12 protein-coding genes and 1 pseudogene are annotated in these 13,417 nt (G+C 70.5%); 12 read left to right on the forward strand and 1 reads right to left on the reverse strand.

Annotated features, from left to right (window positions below; translation table 11 throughout):
• The first annotated feature begins 7 nt into the window (after window positions 1-7).
• The 10 genes and pseudogenes from ABIE38_RS02260 to era all read left to right on the forward strand — a co-directional run bounded on the left by ABIE38_RS02260 (window position 8) and on the right by era (window position 10,601).
• The gene (locus ABIE38_RS02260) at window positions 8-217 is read left to right on the forward strand and encodes a hypothetical protein (protein ID WP_354053817.1); all 210 of its coding nucleotides are present in this window, start codon (window positions 8-10) and stop codon (window positions 215-217) included.
• Window positions 218-358: 141 nt separating this feature from the next.
• A pseudogene (locus tag ABIE38_RS02265) lies at window positions 359-1,747 on the forward strand (WS/DGAT/MGAT family O-acyltransferase); the annotation flags it as partial.
• Between the two features lie 707 nt (window positions 1,748-2,454).
• Complete coding sequence (hemW, locus tag ABIE38_RS02270) at window positions 2,455-3,672, forward strand: radical SAM family heme chaperone HemW (protein WP_354053818.1); 1,218 nt, start codon at window positions 2,455-2,457, stop codon at window positions 3,670-3,672.
• 49 nt (window positions 3,673-3,721) lie between these two features.
• Window positions 3,722-4,762, forward strand: coding sequence for a heat-inducible transcriptional repressor HrcA (gene hrcA, locus ABIE38_RS02275; protein ID WP_354053819.1), 1,041 nt, complete (start codon window positions 3,722-3,724; stop codon window positions 4,760-4,762).
• A 60-nt stretch (window positions 4,763-4,822) separates the two neighbouring features.
• Complete coding sequence (dnaJ, locus tag ABIE38_RS02280; protein ID WP_354053820.1) at window positions 4,823-5,986, forward strand: molecular chaperone DnaJ; 1,164 nt, start codon at window positions 4,823-4,825, stop codon at window positions 5,984-5,986.
• Between the two features lie 4 nt (window positions 5,987-5,990).
• Complete coding sequence (locus ABIE38_RS02285) at window positions 5,991-6,788, forward strand: 16S rRNA (uracil(1498)-N(3))-methyltransferase (RefSeq protein WP_354053821.1); 798 nt, start codon at window positions 5,991-5,993, stop codon at window positions 6,786-6,788.
• Window positions 6,789-6,817: 29 nt separating this feature from the next.
• Complete coding sequence (locus tag ABIE38_RS02290; protein WP_354053822.1) at window positions 6,818-7,879, forward strand: PhoH family protein; 1,062 nt, start codon at window positions 6,818-6,820, stop codon at window positions 7,877-7,879.
• Window positions 7,876-8,370, forward strand: a complete 495-nt coding sequence (gene ybeY, locus ABIE38_RS02295) for an rRNA maturation RNase YbeY (protein WP_354053823.1) — start codon at window positions 7,876-7,878, stop codon at window positions 8,368-8,370. Before ABIE38_RS02290 ends, ybeY begins: the two co-directional genes overlap by 4 nt.
• A gap of 3 nt (window positions 8,371-8,373) precedes the next feature.
• Window positions 8,374-9,696 (forward strand): hemolysin family protein, encoded by a 1,323-nt coding sequence (locus ABIE38_RS02300; RefSeq protein WP_354053824.1) that lies wholly within the window; start codon window positions 8,374-8,376, stop codon window positions 9,694-9,696.
• Window positions 9,693-10,601, forward strand: coding sequence for a GTPase Era (gene era / locus ABIE38_RS02305; protein WP_354053825.1), 909 nt, complete (start codon window positions 9,693-9,695; stop codon window positions 10,599-10,601). Before ABIE38_RS02300 ends, era begins: the two co-directional genes overlap by 4 nt.
• 21 nt (window positions 10,602-10,622) lie before the next feature.
• On the opposite strand, the gene ABIE38_RS02310 is transcribed toward era, so the two are convergent.
• On the reverse strand, window positions 10,623-11,537 hold the full coding sequence (locus ABIE38_RS02310) for an alpha/beta hydrolase fold domain-containing protein (RefSeq protein WP_354053826.1): 915 nt from the start codon (window positions 11,535-11,537) through the stop codon (window positions 10,623-10,625).
• 146 nt (window positions 11,538-11,683) lie between these two features.
• On the opposite strand from ABIE38_RS02310, the gene recO reads away from it, so the two are divergent.
• Window positions 11,684-12,535: a DNA repair protein RecO gene (gene recO, locus ABIE38_RS02315; protein ID WP_354053827.1), complete on the forward strand. Its 852-nt coding sequence runs from the start codon at window positions 11,684-11,686 to the stop codon at window positions 12,533-12,535.
• A complete protein-coding gene (locus ABIE38_RS02320; RefSeq protein ID WP_502914702.1) occupies window positions 12,510-13,334 on the forward strand; it encodes an isoprenyl transferase in 825 nt (274 codons plus the stop codon). Before recO ends, ABIE38_RS02320 begins: the two co-directional genes overlap by 26 nt.
• Window positions 13,335-13,417 lie beyond the last annotated feature (83 nt).

A 13,417-nucleotide genomic window follows, 5' to 3' on the forward strand; every position in this document is an offset into this window, starting at 1 on the left:
TCGATCCGTGACGGCCTTCCTCGAGTTCTGGGACAGGGTCGAGCTCTGGCTCGCCACCCTGCCGTTCCCCCTGCAGGTGTTCATCATGCTCGCTGCCGGAGTCCCGCTGTTCTTCCTGGTCGCGGTGGTGGTCGAGCGGGTGGCGGACGTGCTCGTGCACCGGTTCCGGGGGCTCGTCGCCGCCGGGGACCGCGAAACGGGGAAGGAGGTCCTCTGATGCCCCGGTCGCGTGTGACTCTCGCCCTGATCCTGCTGATCGCGCTCGTCGTGATCGCGTGGCTCATCCTCGACGTCTGGTGAGGACAGGCCGTCCGCGGAACCTGCTCTGCGGGACGGAGCCCGGACGTACACTCCCTCCATGCAGCGCCTGAGTGGACTTGACGCCAGCTTCCTCTACTTCGAGACCAGGGCCCAACTCCTGCACGTGTGCGGGTTGATCGTTCTCGACGGATCGGAGACGGAGGGCGGGTACTCGTTCGATGCCATGCGGTCCGAGCTGGCCCGCCGCGTCAAGGGGATGCCCAGCTTCCGGCGCAAGCTGCATGACTCGCTGCTGAACATCGATCACCCGGTCTGGGTGGAGGACGAGCACTTCGACGTCGATCACCATCTTCACCGGGTGGGCCTTCCCGAGCCGGGCGGGGACCGGGAGCTCGCGGAGTTGTGCGGCCATCTGGCCAGTCAACCCATAGACCGGTCGATGCCCCTGTGGCAGATGTACGTCATCGAAGGACTGCCCGACGGCCGGTTCGCCGTCTTCGCCAAGATGCACCACTCGACCGTCGACGGCGTCACCGGCGCCAACATGGTGTCCCAGTTGTGCACCCTCACCCCGGAAGACCCTGAACTGGACCAGGAACTGGTCGAGGAGACCGCCGGTGGATCCGGCGCTCTCGAACTGGCCGTCGGTGGAGCCTTGTCCCGTCTGGCCACCCCGTGGCGCCTGGCCTCGCTGGTGCCGGGGACGCTGGGAGTCCTGCCGTCGTGGATCAACAGAGCACGCAAGGGGCTCGCCATGCCGGCGCCGTTCACCGCGCCGAGGACCCCGTTCAACCGCACCATCACCGGGCATCGGTCCATCTCCTACGCCAGTGTGGACCTCGACCAGGTCAAGCGGATCAAGAACGCTTTCGGCACCACCGTCAACGACGTCGTGCTGGCCGTCTGCTCCACCGCCCTGCGGAAGTACCTCAACGGTCTGGACGAACTACCGTCGAAGCCGCTGATCGCGATGGTCCCCATGTCGGTGCACGCCGCGGAGTCACGCCCCGGCACCAACCGGGTGTCGGGCATGTTCATGTCGCTGTCCACGGACATCGACGATCCCGTCGAGCGTCTGGAGTCGATCCGGGACGCCAACACCGTCGCCAAAGACCACACCGATGCACTCGATGCCAACCTATTGACCGACTGGGCGCAGTTCGCGGCACCGTCGGTGTTCGGTTCGGCGGTCCGGATGTACTCGCGGCTCAGGCTCTCGGAGCGCCACCCGGTGGTCCACAATCTCGTGATCTCCAACGTGCCCGGGCCGAACATCCCGCTGTATTTCCTCGGGGCCAGGGTGACCAAGATGCTGCCGATGGGCCCGGTGTTCCACGGTGCGGGCCTGAACTGCACGGTCATGTCGTTGGACGGTGAGCTGCACTTCGGTTTCATCGCCTGCAAGGACCTCGTTCCCGACCCCTGGCCCCTGGCCGAGGCGGTGGAAGACGCCGTGGAGGAGCTCGTCCTCGCCGCGGCCGAGCGTGAGGCGAGCGGGACCCCCACGGCGGAGCGGATGTCCGCCGCCGAGTTGGCGCAGTTGCGGAAGGAGCTGAAGAAGGCGGGCCGTCAGTCGTCGGGGAGCAAGGACGGGGCCCCCACGGACGCCTCCGACCGGCAGCGCCCCGCAGAGAAGGCTCCGGCGAAGAAGGCCCCCGCGAAGAAGGCCCCCGCGAAGAAGGCTCCGGCGAAGAAGGCTCCGGCGAAGAAGGCGGCGGCGGAGACTAACCCGGCCACCACCAAGACCGCATCCGCCAAGAAGTCGACGGCGACCAAGAAGTCCACGGCGACCAAGAAATCGGCGGCCACCAGGAAGACGTCCGCCGCGACCAAGCCGACCGCCGAGAAAACCACGGGCCGGACCACACCTCCCGCGAAGTCGGCCGGTGAGAAGACGTCGTCCGGGGCCGCCCCCGCTAGGAAGACCTCGGCCCGGAAGACGTCCGACAAGCCCACGGGTTCCAAGCCCGTCACCCCCGTCGACGGCACCGCGAGCCCGTCATCCGGCACTGTGGGCTCCGTGCCAAGACCAGACAACCCTTCCGCGTCCGAGCCGGCGCGCGGTACCGCCACGGTGCCCGACGCCGCCGCACCCACCTACAGCGCCCCGGCCGCCACCGTTCCGGACGAGGGGCCCGCGACCTCCGAGTCAGGGGGCGGTGAGACCGGGGGCGACCGCGTGACCGGTCAGGCGTGACGACCGGGGCCCACGATCCCGCTAGTCTCGCCCTCTCCCCGCCGCCGCGCGACCCGCGAACGCCGTTCGGGATCTACCTCCACGTCCCGTTCTGCGCTTCCCGCTGTGGCTACTGCGATTTCAACACGTACACCGCCGGGGAACTCGGGTCCGCCACCTCGCCCGCCGACTGGGAACGGGCGGCCGCACTGGAGATCGAACGGGCGGCGTCGGTGCTGGCCGGGGCGGGCACCCCGCCGACGGTCGACACCGTCTTCGTCGGCGGCGGAACCCCGTCGCTGGTGGGCGCGGACGTCCTGGTGGGGATGCTTGATCGGATCCGGTCGACGTTCGGGCTCGCGCCCGGAGCCGAGGTGACAACGGAGAGCAATCCCGAATCCACCTCCCCGGAGTTCTTCGGACGATTGCGCGAGGGCGGATTCACGCGGATCTCGCTGGGGATGCAGTCCACGGCGGCGCACGTCCTGCGCGTGCTGGACCGCGCCCACACCCCCGGTCGCCCGCAGGAGGCGGTCTCCGAGGCCGCCCGAGCCGGGTTCGACCACGTCAACCTGGACGTGATCTACGGGACGCCGGGGGAGACCGACGACGACCTCGCCCGCACCCTCGACGCCGTGGTCGACGCAGGGGTGGACCACGTGTCCGCCTACTCGCTCATCGTCGAGGACGGGACCGCCCTGGCCCGGAGGATCCGTCGGGGAGAACTGCCCGGGACCGTCGACGACGTGCTGGCCGACCGCTACGAACAGGTGGCGGAGCGACTGTCGCGCTCGGGGTTCCACTGGTACGAGGTCTCCAACTTCGCGACCGACGAGTCCGGTTACTGCCGTCACAACATGGGGTACTGGCGCGGTGGAGACTGGTGGGGGATCGGACCCGGGGCGCACTCCCACGTCGCCGGTGCCCGGTGGTGGAACCTGCGCCACCCTGCGCGGTACGCCGCGGCGTGCGACGCCGGGGACCTCCCGGTCGAGGGCGGCGAACGACTGGAGGACTCCGACCGCCACCTCGAGCGGATCATGACCGGCCTCCGGCTGGCCGAGGGGCTCCCCGACGGGGCGTTCACGGCGCAGGAGAGGGAGCGTGCGGACCTCCAGGTGTCGGCGGGTCTGCTACGGCGGCGGCCCTCCGACGGGCCCGACGGCCCCGGGTACGCGTTGACGGAGTCGGGCAGGCTGCTCGCGGACGGTGTCGTGCGCGACGTCCTCCTGTAGAGCCGCTGGCCTAGAATCGTCAGTACTCAGGGCGCGAGGAGGGGGATCCATGTCGAGCACGGCCGATCGTAGGACCGAGGTCTTGCGCGCGATCGTCTCCGACTACATCGCCTCGCACGAGCCGGTCGGCTCCAAGACGCTGGTCGACCGCCATTCCCTGGGGGTCTCCAGCGCGACGATCCGCAACGACATGGCCGTACTCGAGGCCGAGGGCTTCATCGTCCAGCCCCACACCAGTTCCGGGCGGATCCCCACGGAGAAGGGCTACCGCCACTTCGTGGACTCGATCGAGGAGATCACACCCCTCTCGCGCGCGCAGCGGAAGGCCATCCAGGCGTTCCTCGAGGGCGCCGTCGACCTGGACGACGTCCTCCGGCGGGCCGTGCGGCTACTGTCCCAGCTCACCCGTCAGGTCGCCGTGGTCCAGTACCCGGTCCTGGGCCGCTCCACCGTGCGCCACCTCGAGGTGGTGAGCCTGGCCCCCACCCGCCTGTTGCTGGTGCTGATCACCGACACCGGCCGGGTGGACCAGCGGACCGTCGAGCTCGCGGCCCCGCTGACGGATGATCACCTGGCCGAACTCCGGACCCTCCTCTCGGAGGCGGTCGCGGACAAGCGACTCAGCGAGGCCTCCGAGGCCCTGGCGGCCACGCCGGACCGCGCTCGTCCGGACCACCGCGATGCCGCGGAACGGTGCGTGACGGTGCTGGTGGAGACACTGGTGGAGCAGCCCGACGACCGCATCGTCCTGGGCGGCACCGCCAACCTCACCCGCAGCGCAGCCGACTTCGACGGGTCCCTCCGGTCGGTCCTCGAGGCCCTGGAGGAGCAGGTCGTGATCCTCCGGTTGCTCTCGGCGGCGCAGTCCGTGGGGATGGGAGGGCCCGGAGGGGTCACCGTCCAGATCGGCGAGGAGACCCGGGCGGCGGAGATCCGCGGGGCGTCGGTGGTGTCCTCCGTGTACGGTTCCGAGCGCCAGATGCTCGGCGGGATGGGGGTGCTCGGGCCCACGAGGATGGACTACCCGGGAACAATCGCCTCGGTTGCCGCTGTTGCCCACTACGTGGGCGAGATCCTGTCCGGGCACTGACGCCCGTAGCCTCACCCGGGACCAGTACTTCCACTCAGTTCATTTGACGAAAGGCGACACGTGTCACGCGACTACTACGGGACCCTCGGGGTCGATCGGGGTGCCTCGGAGTCCGAGATCAAGCGCGCCTACCGCAAGCTCGCCCGCGAGCTGCACCCCGATGTCAACCCGTCGGACGAGGCGCGTGAGCGGTTCACGGAGATCACCGCGATGTACGAGGTCCTCACCGACCCCGAGAAGCGCCGCGTCGTGGACATGGGCGGCGATCCCCTCGACTCCTCGCCCGGCGGTGGGTATGGCGGCGGATTCGGTGGCGGCGGTTTCGGCGCCGGTGGCGGTCTCGGCGACGTGTTCGAGGCGTTCTTCGGTGGGGGCGGGGGCGGCGGCGGACGCGGCCCCCGGAGCCGAGTGCAGCCGGGTTCGGACGCGCTGATCCGCGTGAACCTGACCCTGGCGGAGTGCGCGACCGGCGTCACCAAGGAGATCCAGGTCGACACGGCCGTCCTCTGTGAGACCTGCCACGGCAAGGGGTCGGCGAGCGACGCGCCGCCCGCCAAGTGCGGCATGTGTCAGGGTCAGGGTGAGATCCAGTCGGTCCAGCGCTCCCTGTTGGGCAACATCATGACCAGCCGCCCGTGCCCCACCTGTGCGGGCACCGGCGAGATCATCACCGATCCGTGTGGTGACTGCACCGGCCAGGGCCGCGTCCGCAAGCGCCGCACCGTCTCGGCCAAGATCCCGGCCGGGGTCGGCGGCGGGATGCGGATCCGGCTGTCCGGCCAGGGTGAGGTCGGCCCCGGCGGTGGTCCCGCCGGAGACCTCTACATCGAGGTCAACGAGCGCACCCACCCGGTGTTCGTCCGGGACGGCGAGGACCTGCACTGCACGGTCCGCGTCCCGGTCGTGGACGCCATCCTCGGAGGCAGGGTGGATCTGGAGACGGTGGTGGGTGACGACCTCGAGATCGACATCCCGGCCGGCACCCAACCCGGCCACACGGTCACCCTGTCCGGCCGCGGGATGCCGCGGGTCCGCGGCGGCGGTGCCGGCGACCTCACGGTGCACATGGAGGTCGTGATCCCCGACAAGCTCGACCGCAAGCGAAGGGACCTCGTGGAGCAGCTCCGCCGGCTCGGTGGCGACTCGGCCGAGATCGTCAACGAGGACACCGCCCGCCGTGGCGGCCTGTTCTCGCGTCTTCGCGACGCGGTCGCGGGTCACTGAGCCGGTGACCCCGCCCCTGTTCCGGATCGACGCGGTTCCCGCCGTCGGCGAGACGGCCGTCCTCGACGGCGCCGAGGGTCGGCACGCCGGCTCGGCCCTGCGGGTGCGGCCCGGGGAACTCCTCCGGGTCGGGGACGGGCGCGGCCAGGTGGCTGACTGTTCGGTGTTGACGTCGGGGCCCGGCCGGGTCGAGGCCGAGGTCCTGGCCCGGACCGTGGTCGCGCGTCCGACGCCCCTGGTGACCGTGGTCCAGGCGCTCCCCAAGTCCGATCGCTCAGAGCTCGCCGTGGAACTGGCCACCGAGGCCGGGGCGGACCGGATCGTGCCGTGGCAGGCGGACCGGTGTGTGAGTCGCTGGGCGGGGCCCAAGCTCGACAAGGGCCGGACGAAGTGGGCCAACGCGGCCCGTGCCGCCGCCAAGCAATCCCGGCGTGAGTGGGAGCCGGAGATCGGCGACCCCCTCGACTCCACCGGTCTCGTGGCACTCGTGGCCGAGGAGGTCCGAGCAGGTGCGATCGCGCTGGTGTTGCACGAGGACGGTGCCGCCGGTTTCGCGGACGCCGTGACCGCGGCGGGTCCGGTGGAGCGCATCCTCCTCGTCGTCGGGCCCGAGGGCGGCGTCTCCGACGCCGAGATCGACTCACTCACCCACGTCGGGGCCCGCGCCGTCGTCCTGGGTCCCGAGGTGCTGCGCACCTCCAGCGCCGCCGCGGTGGCGCTCGGCGCCCTCGGAGTTCTCACACGGAGATGGGCCCGCGCTGGTACTACACTCGACCCGACCGCACCACCACCCAGGAAGTGATCCACGTCGGTACTTCAGAGAACGACGCAGTGAGTGACACGGGCGCCCGCACGCGGGGTGATGACCGCCGGGACCCCGGCGTCTCCCCCTCCCGCACGGCGGTCCAGCTCGATCCGGACCTGGCAATGGCGGTGCTCGGCGCCGCGGATGCCAACCTCCGGGCGCTCGAGGAGTTGCTCGACGCCGACCTGCACGTGCGGGGCGGCACCATGACCATCTCCGGCGACCCCGGCGCCGTCGACCAGGCCTCACGAGTGGTCTCGGACCTGCTCCGGCAGGCCGGACGTGGGGTGGAGATCACCCCGGCCTCGGTTCGACGCTCGGTCGAGATCCTCGCCGACTCCGGGCCGTTGACCCCCGAGGAGGTGCTGGGCACGGACGTGCTGTCCCGGCGCGGCGGGATGATCCGGCCCAAGACGGTGGGGCAGAAGCGGTACGTCGACGCGATCGACGACCACACGGTGGTGTTCGGGCTCGGACCCGCCGGAACGGGCAAGACCTACCTCGCGATGGCCAAGGCGGTCGCCGCGCTGCGGGCCAAGGACGTCAGCCGCATCATCCTCACCCGCCCGGCGGTCGAGGCAGGGGAGCGGCTCGGCTACCTGCCCGGCACCCTGCACGAGAAGATCGACCCGTACCTGCGGCCGCTGTACGACTCGCTGCACGACATGATGGACCCGGAGGCCATCCCCAAGCTCATGGCGGCCGGGGTGATCGAGGTCGCCCCCCTGGCCTACATGCGCGGGCGCACCCTCAACGACGCGTTCATCATCCTCGACGAGGCGCAGAACACCACGCCCGAACAGATGAAGATGTTCCTGACCCGCCTCGGCTTCGGCTCGAAGATCGTGGTGACCGGGGACATCACCCAGATCGATCTCCCGGGTGGGCAGCGATCCGGGCTCAAGGTGGTGCGCGACATTCTCAAGGGGGTCCCCGACATCCACTTCTCGGAGCTGACGTCCGCGGACGTCGTGCGGCACGCGCTGGTCGCCCGGATCGTCGACGCCTATGCGAAGCACGAGGAGCGCCTCGAGAGGGGCGAGGAACCCACCGCCGTACACAGGAACAGGGAGCACCGCCGCCGATGAGCATCGAGGTCGCCAACGAGTCGGGCGTGGAGGTCGACGAGGCCGAACTCATCGACGTGGCCGCGTTCGTGATCGCCAGGATGGACGTCCACCCCGCCGCCGAACTGTCGATCACCCTCGTTGACAAGGACACCATGGCGGATCTCCACGTGACGTGGATGAATCTGCCGGGTCCCACGGACGTCATGAGCTTCCCCATGGACGAGCTCTCCCCGGGAGGTCGCCCCGATCTCCCCGATCCCGGACCGGCGATGCTCGGCGACATCGTCCTGTGCCCGGCGTTCGCCGCCGACCAGGCCGCCAGCTCCGGCCATCCGCTCGCGCACGAGCTCGCCCTGCTCACCGTCCACGGGTGCCTGCACCTGCTGGGGTACGACCATGCCGAGCCGGCCGAGGAGCGCGAGATGTTCGGCCTGCAGAACGAGCTGCTGGGCGAGTGGTACGACCACCGGGACACCCCGCAGGACGACGCCCCGCGCGCGGACGCCTGACCCGTGGACCAGACCATACTCACAGCCGGCGCGGCCGTGCTGCTCATCCTGGTAGCCGGGGTCTTCGCCGCCCTCGACGCCGCGCTGAGCACGGTCTCGGTGGCCCGGGTCGAGGAGATGGCCAAGGAGCCCCGCTACGGGGCGGCGAGGCTCTCCCTGATGCTGCGTGACCGGCCGCGCTACATCAACGTCGCCGTACTACTGCACCTGTTGAGCCTGATCTCGGGTGTCGTCCTCCTGACCGTCGTGTTCGCCGAGGTCATCGAGTCCACGGTCTGGGCACTGGTCGGGGTGATCGCGGTGACGACCATCGCGGCGTACGTGGTGGCCGGTGTCGGTCCCCGCACGCTGGGGCGCCAACACGCCTACTCACTGGCGCTGGGCGCCTCGACCCCGATGAGGGTGCTCGGGATGGTCCTGGGTCCCGTCGCCAGCCTCCTGGTGGGTGTCGGCAACGCCGTCACCCCTGGCCGGGGCTTCCGCAACGGCCCGTTCGCCTCGGAGATCGAGCTCCTCGAGATCGTGGACATGGCCCGTGAGCGCGGGGTCGTGGCCGACGACGAGTCGCGCATGATCCAGTCGGTGTTCGAACTCGGGGACACCACGGCGCGCGAGGTCATGACCCCGCGGACCGAGATGGTGTGGATCGAGTCGGACAAGACGGTCGGTCAGGCGGCCCGGCTGACCGTCAAGTCCGGATACTCCCGGATCCCCGTGGTGGACGGCGACAACTCGGACGACGTGGTGGGCGTGATCTATCTCCGCGATATCGTGGCCCGTCTCGACGACCCCGACGGCCGCGCGGCCCCGGTCGCCGACGTGATGCGTCCTGCGGTGTTCGTGCCGGACGCCAAGCGGATCGACGACCTGCTGTCGGAGATGCAGCGGGACCACAACCATCTGGCGATCCTGGTCGACGAGTACGGCGGGACCGCCGGGCTGGTGTCCATCGAGGACATCCTCGAGGAGATCGTCGGGGAGATCGTGGACGAGTACGACACCACCGAGGTGCCCCCCGTCGAGGAGTTGGAGGACGGGAGGTACCGGCTGTCGTCCAGGCTCGGTCTGGACGAGGTCGCCGAGTTGTTCGACGTGGAGTTCCCGGACGAGGTGACCGAGGAGGTCGAGACCATCGGTGGACTGATGGCCCTCGAACTCGGTCGCGTCCCGCTGCCCGGGGCACACGTGGTCGCCGAGGGGCTCGACCTGCGCGCCGAGGGCGGGCACGACCGTCGCGGCCGGGTCAGGGTGGTCACCGTGGTGGCCGAACGGGTCGGCCTCGCCACCGACAGCACACACGAGAACGACGACGAGGAGAACCGATGACCACGCCCGAGGGCTTCCGGAGCGGTTTCGTCAGCTTCGTGGGCCGGCCGAACACCGGCAAATCCACCCTCACCAACGCGCTGGTGGGCGAGAAGATCGCCATCACCTCCTCGCGGCCCCAGACCACCCGGCACGCCATCCGCGGGTTGGTTCACCGGCCCGACGCCCAGATCATCCTGGTCGACACCCCGGGCCTGCACCGTCCACGCACCCTGCTGGGCGAGCGGTTGAACGCCCTCGTGGAGGACACCTACTCCGATGTCGACCTGATCGGGTTGTGCATTCCCGCGGGGGAGCGGATCGGCCCCGGCGACCGCTGGATCCTCGAGCAGGTGCGCAAGCTCTGTCCCACCACGCCGATCCTGGGCCTGGTCACCAAGATCGACACCGTGTCCAAGCAGAAGGTCATGGAGCAGTTGGTCGCGGTCTCCACGCTCCTCGGGCCGGACTCCGAGGTCGTCCCGGTGTCCGCCGCGTCCGGTGAGCAGGTCGACGTGGTGGCGGACGTCATCGCCTCACTGCTCCCCGAGGGGCCGAGGTTCTACCCCGACGACGTGATCACCGAGGAGTCGGACGAGACCCGGATGTCCGAACTCATCCGCGAGGCCGCCCTCGAGGGCGTGCGGGACGAACTGCCCCACTCGATCGCAGTGTCGATCGAGGAGGTGCTGCCCCACGAGGGGCGTGACGACATGGTGGACGTCCATGCCACCGTCTACGTGGAGCGGCAGAGCCAGAAGGCGATCGTCCTGGGTAAGGGCGGGTCACGCATGCGCGAGGTGGGCACCCGGGCCCGGGCGGGTATCGAGCAGCTACTGGGGACCAAGGTCTACCTGGACCTGCACGTCAAGGTCCTCAAGGAGTGGCAGCGCGACCCCAAGATGCTCGGGCGGCTGGGTTTCTAGACCGCGGGTGTCCGGGTTCGTCTAGCGAACGGCAGCCCCAACGATCCCCACGATCATCTCCCGCGCGTCCCGTCCCTCGGGAGTGGGCTGCAGCGGGTGCACGTGCAGTAGTCCCTGCTCCTCGATGTACCTGACGTCGACGCCGGCGGCGCGGGCCCGCTCCACCCCGAGTCGCGCGTCGGGCAGGACGATGTCGCGGGTGGCGGCGAAGATCGTGAGCGGCCCCAGACCGGCGAAGTCCCCGCACAGCGGGCTCACCCGCGGGTCGTCCACGGGTAGGTCGGCACGCCAGGCGTCGATGAACACCCTCGAACCCTTACGGGCGAGCCACGGGTCGCTGGGTTGGACCCGGTCGATGTCCGGGTTGTCCATCGCCAGGTCGAGCGCGGGGGAGATCAGGATCGTCGCCGGAAGACGTGACGCACCCCGATCCCGCAGCTCCATCGCCGCGGACAGCGCGATCTGACCCCCGGCGCTGTCACCGGCGAGACACACCAGGCCGTGCTCGGCGACCTCGTCCCGCACCAGGTCGGCCACTCCGGCCACCACGCTCGCCGCTGTTCCCCGGTTCGTCGCCGACACCGGGCCCGCCAGCGGGTAGATCGGCACCAGGACGCGGGTGCGGGCCTCGGCGGCCACCTGGGCGCACAGACGCCAGTGGGGCGCGCCGATCTCCTTGGCCCAGCCACCACCGTGGACGTAGACGACGGTGCCGCGGGCGGGCGTGACGGCGGGTTCCACCACGTAGACCGGCCAGCCGTGCCGATCGGCTCGGGTCAGTCGGACGTCGTCGCGCAACCGCGGCGGGGCGAACGACGCCGGACGCACCGCGGCCTCGTCGAGGAAAGCCCGCGCGCGGTCCGGGTCGGCGAACACGCGCTGACGCCGGGTGGCCCGGATCACGAGGGGAATCAGGCGGGACGCGAGACTGGGCACAGCGAGACTATAGCCGCCGTGCGGGAGCCGGGATCCCCTCCGGCGGGTGGCGGTGTCCGGCTCGGTCGCGCGCCCGGCGTGATACCCGCCGCAGCGGCCGGGAGTGGGACAATGACCGTCTGCGCCCACACCGAGAGGAGGTCCGCATGCACCCGTTCACCGACACTGGCCTGGTCGTGCGTACCTACGATCTCGGTGAGGCGGATCGGATCGTCACCCTGCTCACCCGGCACCACGGGTTGGTCAGGGCCGTCGCCCGTGCGGTGCGCCGTACCCGCTCGCGGATGGGCGCCAGCCTGGAGCCGTTCGCCGTGGTCGAGGTGCAGATCGCCCCGGGTCGTGGTCGAAGTGGTCTGGGGACCGTGAGGCAGGCGTCGAGTCGCGAGTCGCTGGCTCGCCCCCTCGTGGCGGACTACCCGGCCTACACCTCCGGCTGCGTGGTGCTGGAGACCGCGGAGCGGCTGGCGGGGGAGGACGGCGCCCCCACTCCGAGGCTGCTCGGTCTCGCCGTCGGCGCCCTCCGTTCCCTGGCCGAACACCGTCGCCCGCCCGGGCTGGTCGCCGACGCGTTCCTCCTGCGCGCCATGGCGGCGTCCGGCTGGGAGCCGGTCCTGGAATGCTGTGTGAGCTGCGGCGTGGTGGGCCCGCACCGGGCGTTCCACGTGGCCTCCGGCGGTACGGTATGCGTGCACTGCAGGCCGCAGGGCTGTGCGATGCTCACACCCGGCGTGACCGAGCACCTGTCGGCTCTGCTGGCCGGTGAGTGGGAGGCCGTCGCCGGCTCGTCGGCGGCCGTCATCCGCCAGGCCTCCGGCATCGCCGCCGCGCACCTGCAGTGGCATCTCGAGCGTGACCTGCGCAGCCTGCCCCTCGTCGACCGCGGGGTGGTCGACCGGGTTCAGGCCGTCGAGCCCCTGCCCGTCGAGCCCCTGCCCGTCGAACCCCCGCCCGCCGAACCCGTTGAGGAGCCTCGTGCCCGGACTACCCAGATTCCGTAGGCGCACCGCGTCGAAGGACGGCGCAGCGCCGGTGACCGTACGGCCGCCCACCCCGCACCCGTCGGGGGAGCGCCCACCCGCGATCCCGTCCGAGTTCGTGCCGCGCCACGTCGCGCTGGTGATGGACGGGAACGGACGCTGGGCCCAGGAGCGGGGCCTGCCCCGCACCGAGGGACACAAGCAGGGCGAGGCGGTGCTCATGGACGTGGTCCAGGGGTGCATCGAGATCGGGGTCCCGTATCTGTCCGCGTACGCGTTCTCCACCGAGAACTGGAAGCGCAGTCCCGAGGAGGTGCGCTTCCTCATGGGATTCAACCGGGACGTGCTGCGTCGCCGCCGCGACGAGATGCACGAGTTGGGGGTGCGGGTCCGCTGGGCCGGTCGGCGACCCAAGCTGTGGAAGTCGGTCATCTCCGAGCTCGAGGAGGCCGAGGAACTCACCCGGGACAACACGGTCATGACGTTGGCGATGTGCGTCAACTACGGCGGCCGTGCGGAGATCGTCGACGCCGCTCGCGACTTCGCGCGACGGGTCGCCGCCGGCGAGGTCTCGGCCGACGACCTGACGGAGGAGAACTTCTCCCGCTACCTCGACGAGCCGGACATGCCGGACGTCGACCTGTTCCTGCGCCCGTCCGGTGAGCTCCGCACCTCCAACTTCCTGCTGTGGCAGAGCGCCTACGCCGAGTTCGTCTTCCAGCACACGCTCTTCCCTGACTTCGACCGACGCGACCTGTGGGCGGCGTGCCTGGAATACGCCGAGCGGGACCGGCGATTCGGGGGAGTGGCGGAAGCCTGACCCGCAGCCCGACCGGTCGGACCCGCGCGCCGTCGTCGAGTGGTCGCAAATGGGGCGTCGCCCGCCGCGCGCTTCTGGGAAAA

Origin of the sequence: Dietzia sp. 2505 (assembly GCF_040546785.1) — a bacterium.
Lineage (GTDB): Bacteria > Actinomycetota > Actinomycetes > Mycobacteriales > Mycobacteriaceae > Dietzia.

What these genes read in the sequence shown, in the direction of transcription:
- hrcA (WP_354053819.1), top strand. Translation starts at nt 3,722, where the DNA reads ATGTCGAGCACGGCCGATCGTAGGACCGAGGTCTTGCGCGCGATCGTC.
- ybeY (WP_354053823.1), top strand. Translation starts at nt 7,876, where the DNA reads ATGAGCATCGAGGTCGCCAACGAGTCGGGCGTGGAGGTCGACGAGGCC.
- era (WP_354053825.1), top strand. Translation starts at nt 9,693, where the DNA reads ATGACCACGCCCGAGGGCTTCCGGAGCGGTTTCGTCAGCTTCGTGGGC.
- recO (WP_354053827.1), top strand. Translation starts at nt 11,684, where the DNA reads ATGCACCCGTTCACCGACACTGGCCTGGTCGTGCGTACCTACGATCTC.